Raw genomic sequence first — 26,640 nt, forward strand, 5'->3', positions numbered from 1 at the left:
CGCAGACGGTTTCCGGGATGGGAGGCATGAGCTCAGTCCCTTGTGCCCGGGAGCGTGCGGAGCTCGTCCGCGCCTGGTGGGTGACAGCATCAGGCTCCGGCGTGGCCATCTGCGGGGACACCGGCACAAAGCTCGACCGGAGCGTGCCTGCAGGTCTCGAGACGGAACCCGCAAGGGATCCGGGTAAATCTCCGCGTGCGGGATGCCTCGGGCATCACCACCAAACCTTCAAATCGGACACGATGTCCGCCGTGCATCCCGCACACCCTCTCATAGCTCCAGGGTTCTGCCCGTGGAGGATTTCGTGCTGAGTGCCATCACCACACACCGCTTTCCCCGGATTTATTCCGGGGGCTGGCGGCGTTTCAGATGCAGGCTCACCGGGCCCCGGCACAAGGCCGGGGAAAACAGAGAGAGTAAGGAGAGAAGAAAGGCTTGGAGCCCTACCCGGCCGCCTTTACCCGCCGGACCTGGCAGGTGGCGCTGGAGCGGGCGGCGATGTCGCCGGACGGGGTCCAGATCGTGCCTTCCATGAAGGCCACCCGGCCGCCGATCTTCGTGGCGACACCGCGGGCCCGGCAGGGCTCGACGGGCAGGGGGGCAAAGAAGCTGGTCTTGATCTCCAGCGTCGGCACGCCGCACATGAAACGCTCGGACACCAGCACAGCCAGCGACATCACCTCGTCGAGCATGGCCGTAACAATACCGCCCTGCACGGAGTTGCGCAGATTGGCGAGTTGCTGCGTGGGGTGGAAATCCGCTTCCAGCCAGCGCTCCTCGATCGAGAAGTCGGCCAGCCGGAAGCCCAGAAGCTTGGAGGCGTAGGGGTGATTGGCGCGTTGTCCGAGATAGTCGCGGATCTGGTCCGCCGTCATCGGCTCGCGCGGCGTCCCGGCCAGATCCGGGGCGACCAGATCGGGACCGGACATCACTTCTTGCGGAAGCTGTCCAGCGAGACGACTTCGGCGCCGTCGCCGCCGGGGGTCTTTTTCTCGCCCTTGCCGGCCTTGCCGCCGGCGGCGGCCTTGGGCTTCTCGGCCGGGGCGGCCTCGGTCTCGTCCTCGGCCGGGTCCTGCTCGAACTGCAGGTGGAAGCCGACACTGGGATCGTGGAAGCGCGAAATCGCCGAATAGGGCATTTTCAGATATTTCGGTACGCCGGAGAATTTCAGCGTCACCTCGAAACCCGTCTCGGTGACGTCGAGGTCCCAGAACTGGTGTTCCAGCACGATCGTCATTTCTTCGGGGTATTTTTCCAGCAGGGTCGGATCGATATCCACGCCCGGCGCCCGGGTGCGGAAGGTGATGTAGAAATGATGCTGTCCGGGCAGCCCGTCGGGGCCGGCCGCTTTCAGCAGAGCCTGACGGACCACGCCGCGAAGCGCGTCCTGCGCCATCAGATCGTAGCGCATCAGGTCCTTGGCCATGTCGATCTCCCCCGATCTCCCTGTCGAAAAAAGGGTACCCCAAGCCCGGGGCAGGTCAACGGATATCAACGGCTGGACTGCAGAAGGGAACCGGTGTGGTGAAAGACAGGCTAATCCGCTGCCGGCCAGCCATGCCGGAACATCCGCATGAGGATAAGTGGAGGCTTCTGTTGCCAGGCGCCTCCGAGCCCCGCCTGGACCGGCTAAAGGGTCCAGGACTTTAAGGCGAGATTACCCGCGCTGACTATGCAGCGAGAGCGACCTCTTCAGCAAAGTTGTCGTTGGCAACTTTCATAAGCGAGCCTGTAACGGGCCTCACCCGGGCGAAAGCAATCCCCTTTACCCGTCCGTCGATCCTGTTTCGGCCCCATGCCAGCCCGGCCACTTGCTGAAGGTGGTGCGGGGAAGGATATGGTGGAGCCGCCGGGTACTGCCCCCGGGTCCGGTCCGGTTATTACGAGCGCGTTTATCGCCATAGTCGGCAAGCCGACGCTGGTGAATATAGGCAGGAAATGTGGCGAGTTGAAGGGGCGGCTGCGGTTGCGGTTCAGGCCGCGCTGGCGCGCAGCAGGGCCAGGGTGAGGATGCTCATCGAGGTCAGATAGCCCGCCAGCAGCACCGGAAACCGCAGGGCCAGGCCCACCATGCTTGCCTTGTAGAAGCGGCGTTCCTGCCACAGGCTGAAGACCGTCATCGCGGCAAGCAGCGTGCAAATCGGCACAAGGCGCTGCAGGCCTGCGGGGATCTGCAGCATCAATGCGAGCACCAGCAGGAAAGGGATCATCGCCGTGTGCCAGTAGAAGGAATAGACGATGTGCTCGACGATCTTTCGCCGTGGATGAAGGAGCAGGTTGAGCGCTGCGAAGACCAGCACCATGGCGATGAAGGACTGGCTGAGAATGGCGCTGACCCGGTCCTCGAAACTGCCGGGCCTGCGGATCACCTCGATAAAGACCGGCGCAAGCCAGCCCCAGCCGAACGCCTGCAGCAGCGTATGATAACAGGCTGCATCTTCGGCGCGCAGAACGCGGCCGGGCGGTGTTTCGCCCCGCATGAAAGGGCGGACCATGAAGGTCGTGCCGCGGGCGTGGATCAGCATGCCGCTGGAGTCGAATTCGTCGGGACCGGGCAGGACACCGCACGTAAAGCCGCCGGGAATGCCGGATTCGCGGATAAGCCTGTCCAAGTTTTCAGCCTGTTCGCGCCGCGTGGCCGTCCATTCGGGCGTCTGGGCCCGGATCTCCGCCTCGCTGGGCGAAAACGCCACCCCGAACACGCGGATGCCTGCCAGCGCGAGTATCGCGAAGAAGGCGACCACCATGATCAGATAGAGACGGATCGGAGGTGTCAGGCCGGCTCTCTTGCCGCCGACATAGTCGGCTGCGACCTGTCCGGGGCGGGTGTAGAGGTGGCGCAGCGTGGTCAGTAGCCGGCCGTCCCAGGCGAAAAGCCCGTCGAAATATTCCGTCAGAAGGGAGACGGCCGGACGCCGGATATCGGTCGTGGACTGGCCGCAGGACGGGCAGAAGCGGTCATCCGTCACCGCACCGCAATTGGTGCAGTGCGAGAGTTCCGCGTCGCCATTGCCGCCCGGTCGGTCTGTCACGTTGCCCCCTGCCTCCATCGGTCCCGGCTGGCGACAATCAGGACGTGGAATGCTCTCGCGGGTCAAGCGGCGTGGCGCGCAGACAGAAAAAAGGCGCTGCCGGAAAACCGGCAGCGCCCTCGATCCATGCACCAGGCAGGCGTCAGCCCATCGTGAACACGTTCAGCTTGTTGCCGTCCGGATCGCGGAAATAGCCGGCATAGAAGCCGCTTTCGCCGCGCGGGCCGGCCGGGCCCTCGTCCTGGGCGCCCAGCTCGATCGCCAGCTTGTAGACCTTGTCGACCTGGGCGCGGTCCTTGGCCTGGAAGGCGGCCATGACACCGTTTCCGACCGTGGCGGTATTGCCGTCGAACGGCTTGGTCAGCGCGATGCCACAGCCGCCATTGGCCGTACCCCAGGCGATGAATGTGTCTTCCTCCATGAACCGGCCGGCACCGAATTCGGCGCAAAGCTTGTCATAGAAGGCGGCTGCGCGGGGCAGATCATTCGTCCCCAGTGTCACATAACCCAGCATGTCGATAGTCCTCCATTGCGGGGATGTTCCCCGATTGTTCCGTCGGGTAGGCTATCGCAACACAGTGCCGTGGCAAGCCGGAAACAACGTGCCGCCGGATCACTCCTGCCAGCACGGTGTCGGGAGGGGCCGCCTGCCGGTTCAGACGGTCGCGTGCTGGTTCTGGAAACGGGTCACGACTTCCACAATGACGGTGGTGGCAATGTGAGCCGCTGCGCCCACCGTCCACCAGATCGTCGCCCACAGCATGACGGAAGAGCCGGTGCCGATATTGATCCCGGTGAAAATGATCATGCCGAGCACATAGCTGGCGAGGTGGATCCAGAGGGAGAGCCGCAATCCGGCCGTCACCCTGGCGTTCTTGGTCCGTATCGTGCGGGCGGCTTCCTCCTCCGGGTCGACGCACAGCGCGAGGGCATCGACCTGGAAAGCCGCGGCCAGGGCGGTGAGGGAATCGCGGGAGGCCTGTTCGCCATTCTCGATCCGCTGCACGGTGCGAAGCCCGATCCCGGCCAGTTCTGCCAGATGTTCCTGTGACCAGTGCCGCTCCTCGCGCCAGCGTTTGATCTTCGCTGCGTCTGCCTTGAAAGCCATGTTTTTCTCCTGGAGGCTTGTTGTAATCGGATGAGCGGGATTGACCAGACCCGCGGCGGGTGCGCCACGCCTGCCTTGCGTCACGAGCCCGCCAACTGCCCGCCACCGGCCCGCCAGTTGCGTTTTGCAGGGCGTATCGAAGGCAGCGGGCAGCGAAGCGACCGGAAGTCTTGAGGCTTGGGCGGTTATCCCCGGCGCTGCGCTGCAGGCAGGCTCACGGGCGTGCTTCAAGCGGTTAGACTTGCAAGGTTCGAATCAGTCGAGTTGCGCGGATCGCAGGAGGAATTCATGGCGGACCTGGCCTTTGCGGATAGCCGGCCGGAAGCGGCGGGCGCGGGCAGCCTGCCCGGCTCGGCCGTGGAGCGTGCCTATCTCGATCTTCTGCGCGACATCCTCGAGACAGGTGCCGAACAGCACGACCGCACCGGTGTCGGGACGCGGGCCGTCTTCGGCCGGCAATTGCGCTGCGATCTGTCCGAAGGCTTTCCGCTTCTGACCACCAAGAAGGTGCACTTCAAGTCGATCGCGATCGAGCTGCTCTGGTTCCTGCGCGGCGAGACGAATGTGCGCTGGCTGCAGGAACGCGGCGTGACGATCTGGGACGAGTGGGCCGACGAGAACGGCGATCTCGGACCGGTCTACGGCAAGCAGTGGCGCCGCTGGGAAGGCCCGGACGGCACCGAGATCGACCAGTTGTCCAACATCCTCGAACAGATCCGCAACAACCCGTCCTCGCGCCGGCTGATCGTGTCGGGCTGGAACCCGGCCGATGTGCCGAACATGGCGCTGCCGCCCTGCCACACGCTCTACCAGTTCAATGTCGCCAACGGGAAACTCTCCTGCCAGCTTTACCAGCGTTCGGCCGACATGTTCCTGGGCGTGCCGTTCAACATCGCCTCCTACGCGCTACTCACCGCCATGGTGGCGCAGGTCTGCGGGCTGGAGCCGGGCGAATACATCCACACATTCGGCGACGCCCACATCTATTCCAACCATATGGACCAGGTAGAGGAACAGCTGTCGCGCACGCCGCGCCCGCTGCCGCGCCTGTCGCTCAATCCGGAGGCAAAGGACCTGTTCGCCTTCGAATACGAGGACATCACCCTCGAGGGCTACGACCCGCACCCGCGCATCGCTGCGCCGGTCGCGGTCTAGGGGGGCGCATGTCCGGACCTCTCACCGATCTGGGTGCGCAGATCGCACAGGTCTCCGACATCTATGCCCGCAATTACGGCATCGACCGGTCGGGCGACTGGTATCTGCTCAAGCTGCAGGAAGAGATGGGCGAGCTGACCCAGGCCTATCTCGATGCGACCGGCCGGTCGCGCCGCCCGGCCGACGATGAGGCCCGTGAGGCCCTGCGCCGGGAAATGGCCGATGCGCTGGGCATGCTGCTCCTGCTGGCGCGCTCCGAAGGCGTCGACCTGGACGCGGCGGTGCAGGAAAAGTGGCTCAGCTGGCTGGACAAGCCGGTCTCGGCATGACCGGCACGATTATTCCCAAAGTCTGCCTGGTCGCGGCGCGCGGCCGCAATGGTGTGATCGGTGCCGAAGGCGATCTGCCCTGGCGTCTGTCGTCCGACATGAAGCTGTTTCGCGACACGACGCGTGGCAAGCCGGTGATCATGGGGCGCAAGACCTGGGAGAGCCTGCCGCGGCGGCCGCTGCCGGGGCGGCTCAATATCGTTATCACCCGCCAGTCCGGCTATCAGGCCGACAGCGCGACGGTGGCCGGCAATCTCGGCGATGCGCTGGCTGCGGCATTCGCCCGGGCCAACGAGGATGGTTTGGACGAGGTCTGCGTCATCGGCGGCGCGCAGATCTACATGGCTGCGCTGGAGCTGGCCGACCGGCTCTACCTGACCGATGTTGATGCAGCGCCGGACGGCGACACCCGCTTCCCCGAAATCGACGAAACCGGCTGGAATGAAGTCCGCCGCGAGGCCCATCCTGCGGGTGAGGGAGATGATCACGCCTTCGTCTTCCGGCGTCTCGACCGCATCTGATACGCGCGAAAACGAGGGACGCTGCGTCTGCGTGTCCCGCTTGCCCGCTCTTGAACCCCGGCGCGCTTGCGTTCATGTAGGGCGCAAGACTAGCAAGAGGATCGATCCAGCCCATGCCGTGGAACGACAATCAGGGTGGAGGCGGCGGAGGCCCTTGGGGCTCCGGCGGAGGAAATAACAACAACCAGAACCCGTGGGGCGGACGCCGTCCCCAGGGTGGCGGCGGCGATGAAGGCCCCGATCTGGACGAGGTTGTACGCGACATGCAGCGCAAGCTGCGCGGCCTGTTCGGCGGCGGCAGCGGCGGCAATGGCGGCGGCAAGAAGGGCGGCGGTGGCGCCAGCGCCTTCGGCTTCGGTTTCATCCTGCTGGTCATCGTCGGCGTCTGGTTCATCATGCCGGGTTCCGGCTGGTACCAGGTCGGCCCGAACCAGGCCGGTGTCGTGCTGCGCTTCGGCGAATACTCCCGGACGTCCTCGCCGGGTTTCCACTTCAAGCTGCCCACGCCGATCGAAACGGTGACGCTGCCGGAAGTGACGACGACCAACACGATCACCATCGGCCAGGGCAATGAAGGCCAGATGCTCACGCGCGACGAGAATATCGTCGACATCGACTTCGCCGTGCAGTGGCGTGTCGATCTGAGCTATCCCGACGGTGTGCGCGACTATCTGTTCAATGTGCGCGATCCGGAAGCGACCGTGCGTGCTGTTGCCGAAAGCGCCATGCGCGAAGTGGTCGGTACGTCGGACCTGCAATTCATCATCACCGAAGGCCGGACCGAGGTGTCCCACCGGACACGGGCGCTGCTGCAGGAAACGCTGAACGAGTACAATGCCGGCATCGAGGTTCTGCAGGTCAACCTGCGGAATGCCCAGCCGCCGGAACGGGTGATCGACGCCTTCCGCGGCGTGGACGTCGCCCAGCAGGAAGCCGAGCGCGCCCAGCTCAACGCCACCGCCCACGCCAACAGCGTGATCCCGGCGGCACGCGGCCGCGCCGCCCAGGTGACCCAGCAGGCGCAGGCCTACCGGGACTCGGTGATCGCCGAAGCCCAGGGTCAGGCCGACCGCTTTGTCGCGATCTATGACCAGTACCGCCAGGCACCGAATGTCACACGGCGCCGCATGTATCTGGAGACGATCGAGGAAATCTTCCGCCGGTCGGACCTGATCGTGCTCGATGACCAGGCCGGGGCCGTGCCCTACCTGCCGCTCAACGAACTCGGCCAGAACCGCAACCGTACGCAAGGAGGCAATCAATGATCCGCACGCTCGGCATTATCATTCTTGCGGTTGCCGTCTTCATCGGCCTGCAGAGTGTCTACACGGTCTCGGAAACCGAACAGGCCCTGATCCTGCGCCTCGGTGAGCCCGTCGATGCGGTCAACGAGGTCGGCGAACCCGATCCGGGCCTGCACTTCAAGACGCCCTTCATCATGGAGGTACTGACCTTCGACAAGCGCAATATCGAGCTCGATCTCGATCCGGAAGAAATCCTGGCCTCGGACCAGGAGCGTCTCATCGTCGACGCCTTCCTGCGTTATCGCATCACCGATCCGCTGCGCTTCTACCAGACCTTCCGCGACGAGCGCGGCGCCCGCGTTCGCCTGCAGCAGATCATGGATGACAGCCTGCGCGGCGTCATCGCGTCGATCCCGTCCTCCGAAGTCATCTCCGGCCAGCGTGCCGAGCTGATGGACCGGGTGCAGACCGCGGTGGAAGACCAGGTCCGCACCGGCAGCTTCGGCATCGAGGTGATCGATGTGCGCATCCTGCGGGCCGATCTGCCGCAACAGATCGCCGAGAACGTCTTCCAGCGTATGCGCTCGGAACGTGACCAGGAAGCGGCCCGTATCCGCGCCGAAGGCGAGCAGCGGGCGGCCGAAATCCGCGCCAATGCCGATCGCCAGGCGGCGATCATCGAGGCTGAGGCGCGCGCCGAATCCGAACGGATCCGCGGTGAGGGCGATGCCCGCCGGAACGAAATCTTCGCCGAGGCCTACAGCCGCGACGAGGAATTCTTCGCCTTCTATCGCTCGATGCTGGCCTATCAGCAGGCGATGGGCGACGGCACGCCGATCGTGATTCCGCCGGACAGCGAGTTCTTCAACTACTTCCGGTCGGAAACCGGCCAGTAGTGTGGACGGTCCTGATCGCCGGGCTCGGGGTGGCGATCGCGCTTGAAGGCGCGGTCTACGCCCTGGCCCCCGGCGCGATGAAAGACGTGATCGCCAGAATTGGCGCGATGAGCCCGGACCAGCTTCGCCTGGCCGGGCTCACGGCTTTGTGTCTCGGCGTCGCCATCGTTGCTCTGGCGGTACGCTGACAACACCGCAAACTTCACGCCTGCATCACTGCGGTTGCAGCGGGGTACCGCGAAGCGGTATTCACCTTGTCCTGTATTCCGGTCCCGAAATCGAACGGATATTTGCAATGCGGCGTTTTCTTGTTGTCTTCCTGGTTCTCCTGGCCACTCCGGCGGTGCTGGCGCATCCGGCGCCTGACGGTTTTGCCGACCTCGCCGAGCGTCTTTCGCCGGCCGTGGTGAACATCTCGGCCGCCCAGCGGCTGGACAGCGGAGACGGCTTGCCGGAATTCCCCGAGGGCTCGCCGCTGGAGCGCTTCAACGACATTTTCGGCGATGCGCCGCGTATCGCCAACTCGCTCGGTTCCGGCTTCATTATCGACCCCGAAGGCCTGGTGGTCACCAATAACCACGTCATCGACGGGGCGGACGAGGTCGAGGTCGCCCTGCCTGACGGGCGAGTCTTTGCGGCTGAAGTCGTGGGGATCGATCCCGTCACCGACCTGGCCGTCCTGCGCATGGAAGTGAACGAGGCGCTGCCCCACGTCGATTTCGGCGACAGTGACACGGCGCGCGTCGGCGACTGGGTGATCGCGATCGGTAATCCCTTTGGCCTGGGCGGTACGCTGACGGCCGGTGTGGTCTCGGCACGCGGCCGCGATGCCGGCGGTCAGTATGACGACTACATCCAGACCGATGTGGCCATCAATACGGGCAATTCCGGCGGCCCGCTGTTCGACATGGCGGGCAATGTGGTCGGTGTGAACACGCTGATCCTGTCGCCGACCGGCGCCAGCGTCGGCATCTCGCTGTCCATCCCGTCCAATCTGGCGCGCCGCGTGGTCGACCAGCTGATCGAGTTCGGCGAGACCCGCCGCGGCTGGCTCGGCGTGAGCGTGCATCGCGTCACTCCGGAACTGGCCGAGAGCTTTGGCCTGAACACGCCTTATGGCGCCATCGTGTCGCGGATCGAGGAAGACGGTCCGGGCGAGGCCGCCGGCCTGCGCCAGGGGGATCTGATCCTGAGCTTTGACGGTGAGCGTGTCCGCGAGAGCCGCACCTTTCCGCGCATGGTCGCGGAGAGCGAGATCGGCCGCGAGGTCGAGGTCGAGATCATCCGCCGCGATCGCCGCATGACGCTGGACATCACGGTGGGCGAACTTGAGCGCGAGGGCGATGAAGATGCGGCGTCGGGCAGCGGTTCCGCCGGCGGCGTGGTCGATCCCTCCCAGGGCAATGCCAATGAAGTTCTCGGCATGACGCTGGCCGCACTCGACGCGCCTTCGCGCCGCCGCTACCGCGTCGATCCCGACGCCCAGGGCGTGCTGGTCACCGATGTCGACGCGTCCAGCGATGCCGCCGGCAAGATCCGCCCCGGTGATGTGATTGAGGAAGTGGAATTCACCCGCGTTGCGACCATCGCCGATATCCGCGAGATCGTTGCCGGCCACTCCGGCGGTCCGATCCGCTTTCAGGTCAATCGCGGCGGCCAGTACGTGCTGCATTCCATCCGGCCGTGACATCGCGGGCCCTGCTGATCGCGGGACCGACGGCGGCGGGCAAGACCGCCCTGGCAATTGCTGCGGCTGAGCGGCTGGACGGCGAGATCGTCAATGCGGATTCCATGCAGATCTATGACGGTCTGCATCTGATCACCGCGCGGCCGTCACCCGAGGAAGCCGCCCGTATTCCCCATCATCTCTTCGGCGTGGCCGACCCCGGCGAACGCTGGTCGGCGGGACGATGGGCCGAGGCCGCTCTGGCCACCTGCGCGGATATCCGGGCCCGCGGACGCACGCCCATCCTGGTCGGCGGGACGGGGCTCTACTTCCACACACTGACGGTTGGTCTGGCGCCTGTGCCGGAGATCGGACCGGCTGCGCGGGAGCAGGCGGCGGCGCTGTTCGAAGCGGGCGGTATGGAGGCGTTGCGCGATGAGGCGCGCCGTCTGGATCCGGCTGCCGAGGCGCGGATCGAGCAGGGCGATCGCCAGCGCCTGCTGCGCGTGGTGGAGGTCGGCTTTGAAACCGGCCGGGCTCTCTCCGACTTCCAGGTCGACACGCAACCGCTCCTGCCCCCGGACAGCTGGCGCGGCCTCGTCATCGAACCGGACCGGTCTGCGCTCTACGACCGGATCGACAGGCGTCTCGACGGGATGATGGAAGCCGGGGCGCTGGCCGAGGTTGAAGCGTTCGCGGCCCGCAATCTCGATCCTGACCTGCCTGCCATGAAGGCACTTGGCGTGCCACCGCTGATCGCGCATCTGCGGGGCGAGCTCGATCTCGACACGGCGGTCGAGACGGCAAAGCGTGACAGCCGCCGCTATGCCAAACGTCAACTGACATGGTTCCGTAATCAAACGGCCAGCTGGCCGCGGATAGTCTCGCTCGATCCGGCAGCGGCACAGGCCGAACTCGCCGGCATTCTGGACGAGGGGGACTGACATGCATCCAGCTACCATGATCAACGCGCTGACGGCACTGACCCTGACGGCGACACCGGCGATAGCCCAGGAGACGGCTGTCGATGCCATCATGCAGGCCGATCGCGATTTTGCGGCGATGGCCGCCCAGACCGGGCCCGGTCCAGCGTTCGAGGCCTATATGGACGATGTCGACGGGCGGCTGATCCGCGGTACGGCGGACGCGCTGGTCGGCTCGGCAGAGATACGCGGCTCGTTCGATGCCTGGCCGGAGGGCATCCTGCTGCACTGGGAGCCGCTGGAAGGCTTTGCCTCCGAGGGTGGCGATTTCGGTGTCACCTGGGGGCTGTGGTCGCTGCATCCGGATGGAGATCGTGCCAGCGCGCCGGCCGGACGCGGCACCTATGTCACCGTATGGCGGCAGGACGAGGCGGGGAATTGGCGCGGTTTGCTGGACATGGGGACGAATGATCCGTCCTATCGGCCCGGAGCACCGGAAGCCGATTCGCAAAGCGCCCCCGAGGATGACTGACCCGCTTTATACCAAAGACATCGATCTCGACCCGATCCGTAAATGCCGCCTGGCCATTCTGGGCTATGGCAATCATGGCCGATCGCACGCGCTCTGCCTGCGTGACAGCGGTGTGCAGGATATCCGGATCGCGCTGCGGGACGGCTCGCCGTCGCGCAGCAAGGCCGAGGCGGACGGGTTCGAGGTGGTCGGCCTGGACGAGGCGGCGCGCTGGGCCGATGCCATCGCGCTGCTCGCCGCCGACGAGGCGCATCGCCAGATCTGGGACCAGCATATCGCGCCGCATCGCAAACCCGGCCAGGCGCTGATCCTGTGCCACGGTTTCTCGATCCATTACGGGCTGATCGAGCCGCCCGCCGATGCCGACATCATCCTGGCCGCCGCGAAAGGGCCGGGCGGGGCGGTGCGCCAGGAATTCGAGAAGGGCAAGGGGCTGATCGGCTTTTGGGCTGTGCACCAGGACGCTTCCGGCCACGCCCGCGAGCTTGCCCTGGCCTATCTCGCCGGCATCGGATCCGGTGAGGTCGGCATTTTCCCGACAACATTCCGCGAGGAGACTGTGTCCGACCTGTTCGGCGAACAGGTCGTTCTCGTGGGCGGGATGGTTGCTCTAGCCAAAGCCAGTTTCGACCGGCTGGTTGCTGCGGGCGTATCGCCGCGCATGGCCTATATCGACTGCGTCCACGAGATCAAATATCTCGCCGACCTGATCCAGGCACGCGGAATTGCCGGCATGTATGAGGCGATCTCCGACACTGCGGAATTCGGTGCGCGCCAGATCGAGGATGCGATTGCAGGCCCGGAGCTCCGGCGCACCTTCGATAAGGCCATGGCCGCGATCGAGGATGGCAGTTTTGCCCGGCGCTGGGTCGAGACCTATGAGGCCGGCAATGCCATGACAGCGGACCGGGCCCGCGACCGTGAACTGCCGGTCGAGGCGGCCGGTGCTGAGCTTCGCAGCCGTATCTACGGTGACGCGAAATAGCCAAGCCGCTAATGGGGCTGTATTAAGCGGCTATTGTTTGTTTCTCGCTGCGGGGGCAGGACATGTCATTCAATCCGGTCAAGATCCGGCGATATGGTGAACCCAAGGAAGTGGTTGCGCGCGTCTTCGAGGAAGTGGGCGGCATCCCGAAGGTCATGGAATTGCTCGATCTGAGCCGCACGCGCGTCTATGCGCTGGCGGACCCGGACTCCAGCAATGAAATCTCCTACACCCGCATGGCCACGCTGACCGAGAACGGCGCGACGGCCGCGGCGCAGCATCTGGCTGCCCTGGCGGGCGGGATTTTCCTGCCGATCGAGAAGGCGGACGATGCCAACTGGCTGGCGCTGGCCGGCGATGCCAGCCGCTCCAATGCGCGCAATATCTCCGCGCTGATGGAGTCGCTGAGTGAGACCGAGCGCTCGCCCGGCCGGGTTGATCAGGACGAGGCTCGCGGCATTCTCAAGGTTCTGGACGAACAGCTCGCCGTGCTGGCCATCCAGCGCGCCAAGCTGGTGGCCATCGCTTCGGGCGAAGCCGTCGACATGGACGCGGAAATGTCCGACGGTGAGGCGGGTTCCAACTGATTTGCGCACGGCCCGGCCAGTGACCTGTCAGACGAACCGCGCCATACGGAACGGCCGAGCATGAACCGGATTTTCGATTTCATCCTGCGTATGGATGCGCGTGCAGCGCGGGCCATCGGCGTGTCGGTGGCCCTTTTCGTTGTGGTCGCCGTCATTTTCCTGATCGGGCGTTTCGTGCTGGAGATCGAGCCGGGTGCGGCCGGCAGCTGGTTCGGATCGCTGCAGGACCGCTGGTATGCCCTGCCTGTGACGATCGGCGTCTTTATCGCCCTGTCCTTCCTGGGAGCACCGCAGTTCGGACTGATGGCTGCAGCCATTGTCGCCTTCGGTCCGGTCACCGGCGCGCTCTACGCCTGGATCGCGACGCTGACGGCGGCATCGGTGAATTTCTGGATGGGGCGCGTCTTCGGCGCGCGCATTCTCAAACGCTATGGCGGCGACTGGGCCAACCGGATCTCGAGTTTCATCGGCCGCAACGGGCTGGTGGCGTCCATGGTCGTGCGCTGGGTCCCGTCGGGGCCCTTCATCGTCGTCAATATGGGCTTCGGCATTGCCCGCACGCCCTATTGGGCTTTCCTGCTGGGCACCGCCCTGGGCACCGGTCCCAAGATCATCGTGGTCGGCCTTGCAGGGCAGGGGATTCTGGCCATGCTGGGCGAAGGCCGGGTGCTGGTCGGACTGGCGCTGTTCGGCGCGGTCGGGGCCTGGTTCGGCATCATGCTGGTGGCGCGCAAATGGCTGCGCCGGAACCGGCCCGAGCCGGCGGCCGAGACCGAGGCAGCGACGCTCGATTAGCAGGCGCACCTGCCATGACATGTGTGTCCGCACGGTCGCACCCCTTGCAATCTATCGCGGAGCATCGCACAAGAAAAACAAGTTGCACCGCGGCTTTGCCGCCACACGTCTGAACGCGCCACGCTCATGCTCAACAGCCTTTTCGGTTTGCTCTCCGCGGATATCGCCATCGACTTGGGTACCGCGAACACGCTCGTCTACGTCAAGGGACGCGGTGTCGTCCTGAACGAACCTTCCGTCGTCGCCTACAAGGTGGAGAAGGGGCGCAAGCACGTGCAGGCCGTCGGCGCCGAGGCCAAGCTGATGCTGGGCAAGACGCCGGGCAATGTCGAAGCCATCCGTCCGATGCGTGACGGCGTGATCGCCGATTTCGACGTGGCCGAGGAAATGATCAAGCACTTCATCCAGAAAGTGCACAATCGCCGCGCCATGGTGTCGCCGCAGGTGGTGATCTGCGTGCCGTCCGGCGCAACGGCGGTCGAGCGCCGCGCCATCCACGAGAGTGCTCTGGGTGCCGGTGCCCGCAAGGTCTATCTGATCGACGAGCCGATGGCGGCTGCCGTCGGCGCCGGCCTGCCGATCGACGAACCGACCGGTTCGATGATCGTCGATATCGGCGGCGGCACGACCGAAGTGGCCGTGATGTCGCTGTCCGGCATCGTCTATTCGCGCTCGGTGCGGGTCGGTGGCGACAAGATGGACGAGGCGATCATCAACTATATCCGCCGTTCGGCGAACCTTCTGATCGGCGAGACTTCGGCCGAACGGATCAAGAAGGAAATCGGGTCGGCCATGCCGCCGGTGAAGGGCGAAGGCCTGTCGCTGGACATCAAGGGCCGCGACCTGATGAATGGCGTGCCGCGCGAGATCGCCGTCACCGAAGCCATGATCGCTGACAGCCTGTCCGAGCCGGTCGAACAGATCGTCGAAGCCGTCAAGCAGGCCCTCGAGGCGACGCCGCCGGAACTGGCGGCCGATATCGTCGACAAGGGGATCGTGCTGACCGGCGGCGGCGCCTTGCTGCGCAACCTCGATACCGAGCTGCGCGAACGCACCGGCCTGCCGGTGAGCCTGGCCGACGAGGCGCTGTCCTGCGTCGTGCTCGGTTGCGGCAAGGCCGTCGAGGACTTGCGGATTTGGCGCCCCATTCTCTCCGAAGCCGTGTAACCTCCGCCCTTGCGGGGGAGAAGGAGTGAGTCGCGGTGGCCACGAGGCGCTCGACACGACATGATGGCGAGCAGGGCGTCCGTTTCTCGCGGACCGTCTTCATTGCGCTTCTTGTTCTGTCCTGTGCGCTGATCGCCTTCGATCGCCCGCAATCGCGATCCGACACCTTCGCCCGTATCCGCGCCGGCTTTACCGACCTGACGGCGCCCGTGCTGGAACTGGCCGCCCAGCCGCTTCGCGCCATCAAGAATATCGGTCCCTATTTCCGCCGGCAGGGCGAGCTTGCCCAGGAGAACGCCGATCTGCGCCAGCAATTGATCGAGGCGCGCTACTGGGAAGATCTCGCCTATCGCCAGCGCGACCGGATCGAGATCTATGAAGACGCCCTCAATGTCGACACGCCTGCGACCCAGGACCGGATCGGTGCCTGGACCGTGGCTGACCCGCGTGGCCCCTTCGTCCGTGCCCGCCTGATCGGCCGCGGCGCCCAGTCGGGCATCGAGGATGGCTATCCGGTCATCAATCTCTACGGCCTCGTCGGACGGGTCTACGAGACCGGCCGCCATTCAGCCCGTGTGCTGCTGCTGACCGACCTCAACAGCCGGATCCCCGTGATGGCCGACCGGTCCAATGCGCGGGCCATTCTCGTCGGCGACAACTCGCCCTTTCCGCGTCTGGAATATGTCGGCCGGGCACCGGATATCCAGCCGGGCGACCGTATTGTCTCGTCGGGCGATGACGGCATCCTGCCGCGCGGTCTGCCTGTGGGCGAAGCGGTGGCCACGCGCGAGGGCGGATGGCGGGTCCGACTCTATTCGGACCAGGCGCCGATCGATTTTGTCTGGGTGTGGCCGTACCGCCGTGTGACCCCGCCGGACGAGGAGGTCAGCACCGACGAAGCCGGACTCCTCGACCCCGAAGAAGCCGGCCCGGCGACAGCCGAACCGGTCGCCGAGGCGGCGCCTGTGGGCGCGGACAGCGGCGATGAAGAAGGCCGCGCTGCTGTGGATCCGGAGGCCCAGCCATGAGAAAGCCGACCGACCGCAGCTCGATCTGGACCTCTGTTGCCCTGTGCGTTTTCACTGTCCTGCTGGCCCTAGTCACCCAGGCGGCACCGACGCGCCTGATCGACGGCATATCGGTCATGCCGACCTGGCCGCTGATGGTGATTTTCCTGTGGTCGGGTCTGCGCCCGCACTTCATGCCGCCGATCGTGATCTTTGCCGTCGGTCTCGCCCAGGACCTCCTGACCGGTGCACCGATGGGGGTCTGGGCCCTGTCCTATCTGGTCGCGCTGGCCGTCTGCCGCTTCCGCGGCGAGGACGGCATGCCGCGCGATCTGCCGCCGGTCCTGCTGCGTTTCGGCGCAACGCTCCTGCTGGCGCACGGTATCGCTTTCGCCGCCGGGAGCTTTGCACTGGAACAGATGGCCGACCTGCAGCTCTTGATCATCGAACTGGCAGCCACGATGCTGATGTTCCCGCTTCTGGCCTTCCTGGCGCTGCGAAATCGCCGCCCGGGCCGGTCCGGGTTCATCGGGGGCTGATCGCGAGGCAAGATGCGCGCTGACCGCCAGGAACAGGATCTGAAATTCACCCGCCGGGCCCTCATCATGTCGGGGCTGGGCGGACTGGCCTTTATCGGGCTGGGCGCGCGCCTGTATTCGCTGCAGATGCTGGAAGGCGAGCGCTACCGGCTGCTGTCCGAAGACAACCAGTTCAACTTCGATCTCCTGCCGCCGTCGCGGGGCCGTATCCTCGATCGTTTCGGCGTCGCGGTCGCCGACAATCGTGACAGCTACCGCGTGCTGCTGGTGCCCGAGCAGGCCGGCGATGTCGGGGCGGCCCTGGACCGGCTGTCACGCTTCATGCCCCTGTCCGACGCCGATCGCGAGCGGGTGCTGCGCGCGGTGCGCCGCCAGTCGCGCTATCGCCCGGTGACCGTGGCGGACGATCTGGACTGGCAGACGTTCTCGGCGATCAATCTCAATGCGCCGGATCTGGGCGGTGTGCGTCCCGATGTCGGCGAGGTGCGGTCCTACCCCTATGGCGCGGCCTTCGCGCATGTCATCGGCTATGTGCAGACGGCGAACGAGGACGATATCGCCGCCAGTCCACGCGAGGAGGAGGGGCTGCTGCTGCATCCGGGTTTCCGGGTCGGCAAGACGGGTGTGGAAGTCTCTCGCGAGCGCGATCTGCGCGGGGCCGCCGGTGCACTGAAGACCGAGGTCAATGCCCGCGGCCGCGTGATCCGCGAACTGCCCGAACAGTCCACGGCGCCCCAGCCCGGCCGGGATGTGGTCCTGACCCTCGACGCCGATATCCAGCGTTACGCTCATGAACGGTTGGGGCAGGAATCCGCTTCGGCGGTGGTGATCGACGTGAATACGGGCGAGCTCATTGCGCTTGTGTCCACGCCCAGCTTCGATCCCAACCTGTTTGTCGGCGGCATTTCCTCGTCGGACTACGCGGCTCTGCGGGCGAACGATCACAACCCGCTCTTCCATAAATCGATCATGGGGACCTATCCGCCGGGCTCGACCTTCAAGGCGGTTGTCGCTGCAGCGGCGCTGGAGCACGGCCTTGTCGATCCCAACGAGACGATCTTCTGCAACGGATCCACCATGCTGGGCCGGCGCGAGTTTCACTGCTGGCGCCGCCGGGGCCACGGACGCGTGAACCTGCACGAAGCGGTGAAGACATCCTGCGACATCTTCTTTTATGAAATGGCCGACCGGCTCGGGATCGACCGGCTTCACGACATGGCGGTCCGCTTCGGTGTCGGCGAACAGTTCGATATCGGCATTTCCGGCGTGCGTTCGGGCAATATGCCGAACCCGGCCTGGCTGCGTGCGCGCAGCAATGAGCCCTGGACGACGGGGCACACCTATAATGTCGGCATCGGCCAGGGCGCCGTGCTGATGTCACCGCTGCAGCTGGCGGTGATGACGGCCCGTGTCGCGTCCGGCCGGGCTGTCGAACCGACGCTCTACCGCAATGCGCTGGCCCGTCCGGCGCCGCATATCGGCGTGTCCGAACCGGCGCTGGCCCGCGTGCGGGCCGGCCTTCGCGGCGTGGTCGAGGAACCGGGCGGCACGTCCTATTCGCTGGGCGGGCTGGGCATCGAAGGCGTCGCCATGGCCGGCAAGACCGGTACGGCACAGGTCTATTCCATCACCGCCGAGGAGCGCGCGTCCGGCGTTCGCGATCAGGACGACCTGCCCTGGCGGCTGCGCGATCACGGGCTTTTCATGTGCTATGCGCCGGCCGACGATCCGAAGTATGCCGTGGTCGTCGTGGTGGAGCATGGCGGCGGATCGAGCGCTGCAACGCGTCCGGCCCGTGATATCCTGCGCCGCGTCGTCGCGCGCGACCCGTCGAGCCGCGCCGGCGTGTTTGCCGATCTTGCCGGTACTGACCGGCGCGGGGGCGCGTGATGGCGGTTTTTCGCGAGAGCGTGCCGCGCGACCTGCGCGGCAAGCTGATGGAGCTGAACTGGACCCTGGTCCTGCTTCTGGTTCTGCTGGGGGCGGCCGGTGTCGGCATGCTGTACTCGGTGGCCGGCGGCAGCTGGACGCCCTGGGCGGTCAATCATGCCATCCGCTTTTCGGCGGCTTTCGGCGGCATGATGGTGATCGCGATGTTCCCGCCGCGCTTCTGGATGGGCGTGGCCTACCCGATCTATGTCGTGGCGCTGGTCCTGCTGGCAGGGGTCGAGATTGCCGGTGTCACGATCAACGGGTCGCAGCGTTGGCTGGATATCGGACCGATACGGGTACAGCCCTCCGAAGTCATGAAGCTGGCCCTCGTGTTCGCGCTGGCACGCTTCTATCACGACCTGCCGACCGAGAAGGTCTCCAGCCTTGGCGGCCTGCTGGTTCCGGCCGCGCTGATCGGTCTGCCCGCGCTGCTGATCGCCAAACAGCCGGACCTGGGCACTACCCTGCTTCTCATCGCAACCGGCGGGGCAATCGTTTTCCTGGCCGGGCTGAGCTGGAAGATCATCCTGCCGGGCGCGATTGCCGCTGTCGTCGGTGCTGTCGGCTTCTTCCGCTACGGCCTGCACGACTACCAGCGCGAACGCATCATGACGATGTTCAATCCGGACGCCGATCCGCTCGGCGCGGGCTACCAGATCCTGCAGTCGAAGATCGCGCTGGGCTCCGGCGGGTTCACCGGCAAGGGTTTCATGGAGGGCACCCAGTCCCAGCTGGAATACCTGCCGGAAAAGCAGACCGACTTCATCTTTACGATCCTGGGTGAGGAATTCGGCTTTGTCGGCGGGCTCGTCGTCTTGTCGATCTACGCGCTCGTGCTGGCCAACACGATCGCCATCGCGATCAGCTGCAAGTCCACCTTCCTGCGGCTTTTGAGCATGGGCGTGGCGACGACGTTTGCGCTCTACGTGATCATCAATGTCGGCATGGTGATGGGGGCCCTGCCGGTGGTTGGCGTACCCTTGCCGCTGATTTCCTATGGCGGCACGGTGATGATGGCCGTGCTGGCCGGCTTCGGCCTGATCCTGGGCGCGCACATCCACCGCAACGCCGAACCGCCGCGAGGCGCGGGGCTGTTCGGCTAAGCAGCTGCGCCGCGGGCGCCGTCCCGGTGTATCGGCATATAGCTCTGCCGCGCACGTTGGTTGCGCTGGCGAAGCCAGCTTGACCTGATCGGGCCGTTGGGGAAGTGTGCGCGACAATTTTTCGCAATTCGGGCGCGGGGGGCCGCGCCCAGGCAGGGGAGAGTTTTCATGGCGGTTACGCCCACGGGGACGCATGCGCACTGGTCGTCGCGCTTTGCATTCATCATGGCAGCGGTCGGGTCCGCGGTTGGTCTCGGCAATCTCTGGCGCTTCCCGTTCATGACGGGGCAGAATGGCGGTTCGGCCTTCGTGCTGATCTATATCGGCTGTGTGATCCTGTTCGCGCTGCCGGTGCTGATGGCGGAAATCGCCATCGGCCGACACGCCCAGCAATCGGCGATCTCCTCGACGCGCAAGATGGCGCTCGAGGCCGGCAAGTCGGGCAACTGGTCGATCGTGGGTTGGGTGTGTACCGCGGCCGGCTTCCTGATCCTGACGACTTATTCCGTCATTGCCGGCCAGGTCATGGCCTTCTCGGTCGCCGGTTTCGCCGGTGGTTTCGGGACGGATGAAGGCGCGACCATGTTCTACAATGGTCAGGGCATTCAGCTGTTCTGGCACGTCCTGTTCATGGGCCTGACGGTCGGTATTGTCGCCCAGGGTCTCAAGGGCGGGATTGAACGCGTCGCCACGCTGCTCATGCCGCTCTTCTTCGTTGTTCTGCTGGGTCTGACCATCTACTCGCTGGTCAACGGCCACGCGGCTGAAGCTGTCGCCTATCTCTTCCGCCCGGACTTTTCGGCGGTTTCGGGCCAGACCTTCGTGCAGGCGCTCGGCCAGGCTTTCTTCTCGGTCTCGGTCGCCTCGGCAATCATGATCACCTACGGCTCCTACCTGTCCAAAGATGCCAATATCGGTTCCTCCTCGCTGACCATTGCGTCGGCCGACACGCTGGTCGCCCTTGTGGCCGGCCTGATGATCTTCCCGATCGTCTTCATGGTGGGTATCGATCCGGGTGAGGGCCTCGGCCTGATCTTCTCCGCACTGCCGGCCGTTTTTGCCGACATGCCGGCGGGCAATATCATTGGCGGTTCCTTCTTCGCACTGGCGCTGATCGCCGCGGTGACATCATCGATCTCGCTGCTGGAAGGCGTCGTGGCGTTCGTTGACGAGCACGCGAATTTCGGCCGTGCACAGACGGCGGTGCTGGTCGGCTTCTTCGCCTTCATGATCGGTGCGGGTGCGGTCTACTCGCCGGAGTTCGGCGGCAATTTCGTCGACTGGCTCTCGGGCAGCCTGCTGCTGCCGCTGGGCGGTTTCCTGGTGGCGGTTTTTGCCGGCTGGGTGATCCCGAAGGCGCTGCTGCGTGACGAGCTCTCGCACACCGGCAAGGGGTTGTTCGAGTTCTTCCACTTTGCGGTGCGCTGGATCGTGCCGCCGGCGATCTTCGTGATCCTGGCACTGGGCATGGATGCCCAGTTCAATAATGGTGCCATTGGTGCCATGCTGGGGCTCAGCTAGAGCCTCATAACGGCATCATTGAAGTAACACGGGGTCGCATCCATCCGGTGCGGCCCCGTTTTCTTTTGAGGGATCAGCTCATGCGGTCGGCAAAGGCGTCGGTCGCGCGCACCAGGGCATCGACGACGCCCGGTTCGCCTGCGGCATGACCGGCATCGCCGATCATCTGCAGCCGCGCCCGCGGCCAGGCCCGGGCCAGCGACCAGGCCGAGCGCGGCGGGGTCACCATGTCGTAGCGGCCCTGCACGATGACGCCGGGCAGATGGCTGAAACGGCCGACATCCTCCAGCAGCACGCCGTCGCGTTCCAGAAAGCCCTTGTGGACGAAATAATGCGTCTCCAGCCGGGCCAGCGCGTCGGCGCGGATCGGGTCGGCAAGCGGGGCAGAAGGATCGCCGGTCATCGAGATCAGGGCGCTTTCCCAGCGCGCCCAGGCGAGGGCGTCAGGCCGGCGGCGAATAATGTCCGGCTCGGCCAGGCGCTCGTAATAGGCACGCACGATATCGCCGCGTTCTTCCGGGGCGAGCGGATCGACCAGGCGTTCCCAGGCGTCCGGGAACAGCATGTTGGCGCCCTGGCGGTAGAACCAGTTCAGCTCCAGATCGGTGCACAGGAAGACGCCGCGCAGGACGAGGCCGAGGCAGCGGTCCGGGTGCTGGCGGGCATAGGCGATGGCCAGTGTCGCGCCCCAGGAGCCGCCGAAGACCAGCCACTTGTCGACGCCCATGCGTTCGCGGATGCGCTCGATATCGTCGATCAGGTCGGCGGTGGTGTTTTTCTCCAGCCCGCCATGCGGTGTGGAGCGGCCACAGCCGCGCTGGTCGAACAGGATGATGCGATAGCGGCGCGGGTCGAAAAAACGGCGCAGGGCGGGCGAGACCCCGCCGCCCGGACCGCCATGCAGGGTGATCACGGGCAGGCCGTCAGGACGGCCGCATTCCTCGACATGAAGCTCGTGTCCGCCGCTCACCGGCAGGCGGAATGTCTGCGTTGCGTGGATCGGCGGATACAGCAGTCGGCGGGAGTAGGCGGCGTCCATTCCAGTCCTGTCCTGTTAGCGCGGCGTAAACGCAATAAACCATAGCCTAGACCCTCATGTCCCTATATCATCTTTCACCTTGGGGCTAATCAGAGACTGTTGGGAAAACACCGCGTGATGACCGGACTTCGGCGCTTCCTTGTGGCATTGGCCGCGTGTTCCTTCGTCGCGGGCTGTGCCAGTGCCCCGATTTCCGTCTCGTCCCGCTTTGCCGGAACCGGTGAAGCCTCGCCGCAGCAGGCCAGCGTCAGCCGGACGGCCGCCGATTTCGAGGATGTCGCCCGGGCGCGCGGCTGGATCCGCGAAGCCGGATCGATGGAAACCGCCATGTCCTGGATGGGCCGCCTGGCGGGCCAGTCGGACGAAGACGCCAGCGCTGACCGCGCGCCTGTTGCCCGCTATCTGGAAGCCAATGAAACCGCGCTCGACGCGCCCGGTTTTGCAGCCCATTTCCTGACCGACATGACCCTGGCCTGGGAACTGGCCGGCGCGGTCGACAACGCAGCGGCTGATCTGGTCGGCCAGGGCGGCGGTGTATCGCGCAATGCCCTCAGCCGCAGCATCGGCGATGTCGAGACGGTTGCGGCCCGGGCCCGCGATACGCTGGATCTGTTTGATGCGGTGCTGGCCAACATGCCGGTGCCGGCAGATGACGAGCTGGCCAGCCAGCTGGTGGCCGAGCGGGACCTCTTTGCCGTCCGCACCGACAGCCTGCGCGAGCGCGTCGACGAACTGGTCGAACTGCGCCGCAGCAATGCGTCTGACGACAGCCTGTCCTGATGCTCGATCCCGATAGCGTAAAGGGCTTTCTCGCTCCCGAGGAAGGCGCGGATCTCGCCGCCTGTGCACGCGAGGCCGGACGGCTCGGCCCGGTGCTGGAGATCGGCAGTTATTGCGGCAAGTCGGCGCTCTATCTGGGACCGGCGGTGCGCGAGGCGGGGACGGTGCTGTTCACGCTCGACCATCATCGTGGCTCGGAAGAGCACCAGAAGGGCGAAGAGTATCACGACCCGGATCTCTACAATGCCGAACTCGGTGCGGTGGAAACACTGCCGGCCCTGCGCGAGACGCTGTTCCGGGGCGGTCTGGAAGACTGTGTGATCCCCGTGATCGGCAAGTCGGTGGCCGTGGCTGCCCACTGGACCACGCCGCTGGGCATGGTCTTCATCGATGGCGGACATTCCATGGACGCGGCTTTGGCGGATTATCGCGGCTGGAGCGGACGCATCCTGCCGGGCGGATTGCTGGCCATTCACGACGTCTTCCCGAACCCGGAAGACGGCGGCCGTCCGCCCTACGAAATCTGGAAGCTGGCCTGTGCCTCCGGCCTGTTCGAACCGGTCAGGCGGACAGGAACGCTGGAAGTGCTTCGGCGTCTGGCCTGACCGGATATTCCACCACCCAGTTGCGCACCAGCAGCCCGGAGCCCGGGGTGAGGGCGTCCAGGGCATCGGCCGCCATGATCAGCGCGCCGGCGGTCCAGCTGGGGCGCTCATAGGGCCAGACGACTTCCTCGACGAATTGCCAGCCCATCCAGTAGCCGCCGGACTTGGCTTTCAGCGGCGCGAGATCGGCGATCAGCGTGCGGGCCTGGTCGCGCTTGCCGGCGGCGAGGCAGGCCAGGGCCAGCTCGGCGGTTTCGGCTGCCGTGACCCAGGGCTCGTCTGAAACGCAACGGCAGCCCAGCCCCGGCTTCACAAAATCGGTCCAGCGGGCATAGAGGCGGGCGCGGGCGGCCTCGCCGGTCAGCACGCCGGCGAGAACCGGATAATACCAGTCCATTGCATAGCGGCGGCGATCCGTACCCTTGCGGTCGAAGCGGGCATCGTTCTCGCGCAGCACTGCGCCCAGCTTGCGCCGGGCCTGGGCCCAGTGATCGACCGGGGCCTCCATCAGGCGGCCCATCAGGATGGCGCATTCCAGCGATTTGTAGAGCGAGGCATTGCCGGCGCGCAGCGAGTCGATTGTCTCCAGCGGCTCGTCGCCATCGCGGGCACGCCAGACGATATCGCCCTGCAGGGTCTGGTGGGCGAGGATGAAGTCCATCGCGCGCTGCACCATCGGCCAGTAGCGCGGCAGGTCCGACAGGGCGCCCATGGCGAGCAGGGTGCGCAGCACGGTGACGGCGGCATAGCCGGTGAAGTTCGTGTCGCGGGCGGTGTCCGGCGTGCCGGGGACGAGATGGCGATTGGTATCGTCCAGCGGGACCGAGGCCCCCAGATCGCCGGTCCAGCCGCCATCGGCCTCCTGGCGGTCGGCAAGATGGTCGAGGGCGCGGCGCGCGGCGGCTTCGCGGCCGGCGATCGCCAGCCCCATCGCGCCTTCGCCGTGATTCCAGGCGTCCCAGATACCCGCCTCGATCCAGGGAATATCGCCGCCGGGACGCTGCAGCGCCTCGATGTGCCGGGCACAGGCGCGGATGTCGACCAGGCCCGCCATTACGCTGTCTTCCGGAAGTACATGACGACGGATTTGCCCATCACCGGATCGAGCACCGCTTCCATCGCCCGCGTCAGCCAGGGCCGGTCCAGCAGGTCCCACTCCAGGAATTTGCGATAGATGCGGACGAGTGTGCTGGTCTCGCGGCTGTCCCACAGCGCGCATTGCAGCCACCAATAGGGGCTGTGCAGGCTGTGCGCCCAATGTCTCAGATAGCGCCGGAAACCGTGTTTCTCGACCTGGGCTTTCAGCGCGTCCGGCCGGAAGATGCGCACATGGCCGCCCGGTGTGCGCGGATAGCCCGGCGCCAGCCACCAGCAGATTGCCTCCGGCCAGTAGCGTGGCACCGAGGCGACGAAAATGCCGCCGGGTTTCAGAAGGCGCGAAATCTCCGACAGGAAGCGGTCCGGATCGGGCACGTGTTCGAGGACTTCGGAACAGATGATCCGGTCGAAGCTTCTGTCGGGGAAGGGCAGGGCCTCCCCGTTGGCGGTCGCCAGCACGGCATGGCGCAGCGGCGAGGCCGGCTCGGGCGGCGGCAGTTCGAAGAATTTGTCGAGCGCGATGACGACATCGTCATGACACAGGTCGACGCCCACGGCGGTGACCGGCGTCTCGTCCCAGTAGAGGCCGTGCAGGTGGCGTCCCTGGCCGCAGCCAAGGTCGAGCACGCGCTGGCCTGCATCCAGGTCGAGCGCTTTGAGGCGGACGGTCAGCATGCGCGGGCTTTCCCCCGTTCGGCGAGCGCTTCGGCATAGAGCCGCGAGGCGGCCAGGGCGTGGGACGACCAGTTGAACTCGGCGCGGGCACGGGCACTGGCCCGCTCGCCCAGCTGCGCGGCCTCGGCCGGTGCATCGAGCAGGCGGGCGAGATTGGCGGCCATTGCCTCGGCATCGCCGGCCGGCGAGACGAGACCGGCATCGCCGACCACTTCAGGCAGGGCACCGCCATCGCTGGAGACGACAGCCGCGCCGCAGGCCATGGCTTCCGCGGCGGGAAAGCCGAAGCCTTCGAACCGCGCCGGGCAGGCGACAATGTGGGCGCGGCGATAGAGGTCTGCGACTTCGGCGCGGGTGAGGTCGCTGGAGGTGGAGACGCGCTGCGACAGGCCGTGTGCGGCCAACCGGCGCTTGGCCGGTCCGTCGCGCAGCTGTCCGACAATGTGCAGCCGGGCCTTGGGCCGTGCTGCGGCAACGCGCGCGAGTGCGTCGATCAGCACGTCGAGACCCTTGATGGGCACATCGGCGCTGGCCGTTGTCACGATCAGCCCGGTCTCGCGCGGAATGGACGGATCCGGCCGGAAGACATCATGGTCGATACCGTTATAGGCGACACGAACGCGGTCCGGGGCGACGCCATAGCGTTCGGCATGGGTGTCGCGCGCGGCTTCGGACACGGCGAGATGCCGCTGCAGGCGGCGGGCGGTGCGCGCCTGCATCCCCACAAACCGGTACCAGCGCCGGGTCAGCAGCGCCTTCCACCAGGCGTCGCTGGCGGCCAGGGCATAGTCGTGATCGATGGCGATGGGATGGTGCAGGGTGGTGATTACCGGCAGGCGGCGCTCGATCCGCAGGAAGGGGGTCGAGAGCGTCTGGTTGTCGTGCACGACATCGTATTCGCCGGCATTGTCGGCGAGATAGCGGTCGAGGCGGCGGCCAAAGGCATAGAGTTCGCCGAAAGCGCCGGAATTGTGCGCCAGCCATTCCGACAGATCGGCCCAGGAGGTCAGATGCTTCGCACGCAGCGCCATGAAGGCATTGTCTTCCGCAAACAGGTCGAGCGAGGGCAGGCGTACCAGGTCGATGCCGGGATCGAGTTCGGGATAGGGCGGACCGGAGGCGACAGTGACCTTGTGGCCCAGCGCAGCCAGTCCGCGCGTCAGCTCGCGGATATAGACACCCTGACCGCCGACATGCGGATGCGAGCGATAGCCGGTGACGAGCACACGCAGCGGCCGGACGGGATCCGCGTCCGGTGTGTCTTCCAGCTGTGTGGAAACAAGGGTATCTCGGCCCATGACGCGTGATTCCGGCGGTGGTGTTCGAACCGCGAACCTATAGAAGTGAACATTGTTCGCCAAGCGTGCCATACCAGCCTGCTGCATGGCAGGATCCGCAGCG

29 protein-coding genes and 1 other RNA gene are annotated in these 26,640 nt (G+C 65.8%); 20 read left to right on the forward strand and 10 right to left on the reverse strand.

The window, feature by feature from the left end; translation table 11 throughout:
- Positions 1-443: 443 nt before the first annotated feature.
- The 6 genes from JJ918_RS14805 to JJ918_RS14830 all read right to left on the reverse strand — a co-directional run bounded on the left by JJ918_RS14805 (position 444) and on the right by JJ918_RS14830 (position 4,140).
- On the reverse strand, positions 444-929 hold the full coding sequence (locus JJ918_RS14805; RefSeq protein WP_291888975.1) for a PaaI family thioesterase: 486 nt from the start codon (positions 927-929) through the stop codon (positions 444-446).
- Complete coding sequence (locus JJ918_RS14810) at positions 929-1,426, reverse strand: SspB family protein (RefSeq protein ID WP_291888978.1); 498 nt, start codon at positions 1,424-1,426, stop codon at positions 929-931. Before JJ918_RS14810 ends, JJ918_RS14805 begins: the two co-directional genes overlap by 1 nt.
- Positions 1,427-1,582: 156 nt before the next feature.
- Positions 1,583-1,957: a transfer-messenger RNA gene (gene ssrA / locus JJ918_RS14815) on the reverse strand.
- 16 nt (positions 1,958-1,973) lie between these two features.
- Positions 1,974-3,032 carry a DUF3667 domain-containing protein gene (locus JJ918_RS14820; RefSeq protein WP_291888981.1) on the reverse strand — a complete coding sequence of 353 codons (1,059 nt, stop codon included), beginning with the start codon at positions 3,030-3,032 and terminating at the stop codon, positions 1,974-1,976.
- 142 nt (positions 3,033-3,174) lie between these two features.
- Positions 3,175-3,546, reverse strand: coding sequence for a VOC family protein (locus tag JJ918_RS14825; RefSeq protein ID WP_291888984.1), 372 nt, complete (start codon positions 3,544-3,546; stop codon positions 3,175-3,177).
- Between the two features lie 141 nt (positions 3,547-3,687).
- Positions 3,688-4,140, reverse strand: coding sequence for a helix-turn-helix transcriptional regulator (locus tag JJ918_RS14830; RefSeq protein WP_291888986.1), 453 nt, complete (start codon positions 4,138-4,140; stop codon positions 3,688-3,690).
- 288 nt (positions 4,141-4,428) lie between these two features.
- Between JJ918_RS14830 and JJ918_RS14835 the strand changes: the two genes are divergently transcribed.
- The 18 genes from JJ918_RS14835 (at position 4,429) to JJ918_RS14920 (ending at position 21,042) form a co-directional block, all read left to right on the forward strand.
- Positions 4,429-5,295, forward strand: a complete 867-nt coding sequence (locus tag JJ918_RS14835; protein WP_291888989.1) for a thymidylate synthase — start codon at positions 4,429-4,431, stop codon at positions 5,293-5,295.
- A gap of 8 nt (positions 5,296-5,303) precedes the next feature.
- Positions 5,304-5,624, forward strand: coding sequence for a MazG nucleotide pyrophosphohydrolase domain-containing protein (locus tag JJ918_RS14840; RefSeq protein WP_291888992.1), 321 nt, complete (start codon positions 5,304-5,306; stop codon positions 5,622-5,624).
- The gene (locus JJ918_RS14845; RefSeq protein WP_291888994.1) at positions 5,621-6,145 is read left to right on the forward strand and encodes a dihydrofolate reductase; all 525 of its coding nucleotides are present in this window, start codon (positions 5,621-5,623) and stop codon (positions 6,143-6,145) included. The genes JJ918_RS14840 and JJ918_RS14845 overlap by 4 nt, the downstream gene beginning before the upstream one ends.
- Positions 6,146-6,258: 113 nt before the next feature.
- Complete coding sequence (gene hflK, locus JJ918_RS14850; protein ID WP_291888998.1) at positions 6,259-7,410, forward strand: FtsH protease activity modulator HflK; 1,152 nt, start codon at positions 6,259-6,261, stop codon at positions 7,408-7,410.
- A complete protein-coding gene (gene hflC / locus JJ918_RS14855; protein WP_291889002.1) occupies positions 7,407-8,285 on the forward strand; it encodes a protease modulator HflC in 879 nt (292 codons plus the stop codon). The genes hflK and hflC overlap by 4 nt, the downstream gene beginning before the upstream one ends.
- Entirely contained in the window at positions 8,285-8,473 is a 189-nt protein-coding gene (locus JJ918_RS14860; RefSeq protein WP_271185827.1) for a DUF2065 domain-containing protein, read from the forward strand. Before hflC ends, JJ918_RS14860 begins: the two co-directional genes overlap by 1 nt.
- A gap of 107 nt (positions 8,474-8,580) precedes the next feature.
- Complete coding sequence (locus tag JJ918_RS14865; RefSeq protein WP_291889005.1) at positions 8,581-9,972, forward strand: Do family serine endopeptidase; 1,392 nt, start codon at positions 8,581-8,583, stop codon at positions 9,970-9,972.
- The gene (gene miaA, locus JJ918_RS14870; protein ID WP_291889008.1) at positions 9,969-10,895 is read left to right on the forward strand and encodes a tRNA (adenosine(37)-N6)-dimethylallyltransferase MiaA; all 927 of its coding nucleotides are present in this window, start codon (positions 9,969-9,971) and stop codon (positions 10,893-10,895) included. The genes JJ918_RS14865 and miaA overlap by 4 nt, the downstream gene beginning before the upstream one ends.
- Before the next feature lies 1 nt (position 10,896).
- On the forward strand, positions 10,897-11,406 hold the full coding sequence (locus tag JJ918_RS14875) for a hypothetical protein (RefSeq protein WP_291889012.1): 510 nt from the start codon (positions 10,897-10,899) through the stop codon (positions 11,404-11,406).
- The gene (gene ilvC / locus JJ918_RS14880) at positions 11,399-12,391 is read left to right on the forward strand and encodes a ketol-acid reductoisomerase (RefSeq protein WP_291889016.1); all 993 of its coding nucleotides are present in this window, start codon (positions 11,399-11,401) and stop codon (positions 12,389-12,391) included. Before JJ918_RS14875 ends, ilvC begins: the two co-directional genes overlap by 8 nt.
- Positions 12,392-12,453: 62 nt before the next feature.
- Complete coding sequence (locus JJ918_RS14885) at positions 12,454-12,978, forward strand: hypothetical protein (protein WP_271185832.1); 525 nt, start codon at positions 12,454-12,456, stop codon at positions 12,976-12,978.
- A 60-nt stretch (positions 12,979-13,038) separates the two neighbouring features.
- Positions 13,039-13,773: a TVP38/TMEM64 family protein gene (locus JJ918_RS14890; RefSeq protein ID WP_291889021.1), complete on the forward strand. Its 735-nt coding sequence runs from the start codon at positions 13,039-13,041 to the stop codon at positions 13,771-13,773.
- Positions 13,774-13,899: 126 nt separating this feature from the next.
- Positions 13,900-14,940: a rod shape-determining protein gene (locus JJ918_RS14895; protein ID WP_291889023.1), complete on the forward strand. Its 1,041-nt coding sequence runs from the start codon at positions 13,900-13,902 to the stop codon at positions 14,938-14,940.
- A 35-nt stretch (positions 14,941-14,975) separates the two neighbouring features.
- Positions 14,976-15,968 carry a rod shape-determining protein MreC gene (gene mreC, locus JJ918_RS14900; protein WP_291889026.1) on the forward strand — a complete coding sequence of 331 codons (993 nt, stop codon included), beginning with the start codon at positions 14,976-14,978 and terminating at the stop codon, positions 15,966-15,968.
- Positions 15,965-16,486: a rod shape-determining protein MreD gene (gene mreD / locus JJ918_RS14905; RefSeq protein ID WP_291889029.1), complete on the forward strand. Its 522-nt coding sequence runs from the start codon at positions 15,965-15,967 to the stop codon at positions 16,484-16,486. Before mreC ends, mreD begins: the two co-directional genes overlap by 4 nt.
- A gap of 12 nt (positions 16,487-16,498) precedes the next feature.
- On the forward strand, positions 16,499-18,376 hold the full coding sequence (mrdA, locus tag JJ918_RS14910; protein ID WP_291889032.1) for a penicillin-binding protein 2: 1,878 nt from the start codon (positions 16,499-16,501) through the stop codon (positions 18,374-18,376).
- Positions 18,376-19,521 carry a rod shape-determining protein RodA gene (rodA, locus tag JJ918_RS14915; RefSeq protein ID WP_291889036.1) on the forward strand — a complete coding sequence of 382 codons (1,146 nt, stop codon included), beginning with the start codon at positions 18,376-18,378 and terminating at the stop codon, positions 19,519-19,521. The genes mrdA and rodA overlap by 1 nt, the downstream gene beginning before the upstream one ends.
- A gap of 168 nt (positions 19,522-19,689) precedes the next feature.
- Positions 19,690-21,042, forward strand: a complete 1,353-nt coding sequence (locus JJ918_RS14920; RefSeq protein WP_291889039.1) for a sodium-dependent transporter — start codon at positions 19,690-19,692, stop codon at positions 21,040-21,042.
- 73 nt (positions 21,043-21,115) lie between these two features.
- On the opposite strand, the gene pip is transcribed toward JJ918_RS14920, so the two are convergent.
- On the reverse strand, positions 21,116-22,081 hold the full coding sequence (gene pip / locus JJ918_RS14925) for a prolyl aminopeptidase (RefSeq protein ID WP_291889042.1): 966 nt from the start codon (positions 22,079-22,081) through the stop codon (positions 21,116-21,118).
- A 114-nt stretch (positions 22,082-22,195) separates the two neighbouring features.
- Here pip and JJ918_RS14930 point away from each other — a divergent pair, with 114 nt between their 5' ends.
- Together JJ918_RS14930 and JJ918_RS14935 are read left to right on the forward strand one after the other, a co-directional pair.
- The gene (locus tag JJ918_RS14930) at positions 22,196-22,861 is read left to right on the forward strand and encodes a hypothetical protein (protein WP_291889045.1); all 666 of its coding nucleotides are present in this window, start codon (positions 22,196-22,198) and stop codon (positions 22,859-22,861) included.
- Positions 22,861-23,466: a class I SAM-dependent methyltransferase gene (locus tag JJ918_RS14935; protein ID WP_291889048.1), complete on the forward strand. Its 606-nt coding sequence runs from the start codon at positions 22,861-22,863 to the stop codon at positions 23,464-23,466. Before JJ918_RS14930 ends, JJ918_RS14935 begins: the two co-directional genes overlap by 1 nt.
- Here JJ918_RS14935 and JJ918_RS14940 read toward each other — a convergent pair.
- From JJ918_RS14940 to JJ918_RS14950, 3 genes are read right to left on the reverse strand one after another with little or no spacing between them, the layout of a single operon-like run.
- Positions 23,423-24,520 (reverse strand): hypothetical protein, encoded by a 1,098-nt coding sequence (locus JJ918_RS14940; RefSeq protein WP_291889051.1) that lies wholly within the window; start codon positions 24,518-24,520, stop codon positions 23,423-23,425. The genes JJ918_RS14935 and JJ918_RS14940 overlap by 44 nt on opposite strands.
- The gene (locus tag JJ918_RS14945) at positions 24,520-25,239 is read right to left on the reverse strand and encodes a class I SAM-dependent methyltransferase (protein WP_291889053.1); all 720 of its coding nucleotides are present in this window, start codon (positions 25,237-25,239) and stop codon (positions 24,520-24,522) included. The genes JJ918_RS14940 and JJ918_RS14945 overlap by 1 nt, the downstream gene beginning before the upstream one ends.
- Complete coding sequence (locus JJ918_RS14950) at positions 25,233-26,537, reverse strand: glycosyltransferase family 4 protein (RefSeq protein WP_291889054.1); 1,305 nt, start codon at positions 26,535-26,537, stop codon at positions 25,233-25,235. The genes JJ918_RS14945 and JJ918_RS14950 overlap by 7 nt, the downstream gene beginning before the upstream one ends.
- Between the last annotated feature and the right edge of the window lie 103 nt (positions 26,538-26,640).

The organism is Maricaulis sp. (assembly GCF_017642925.1).
Lineage (GTDB): Bacteria > Pseudomonadota > Alphaproteobacteria > Caulobacterales > Maricaulaceae > Maricaulis.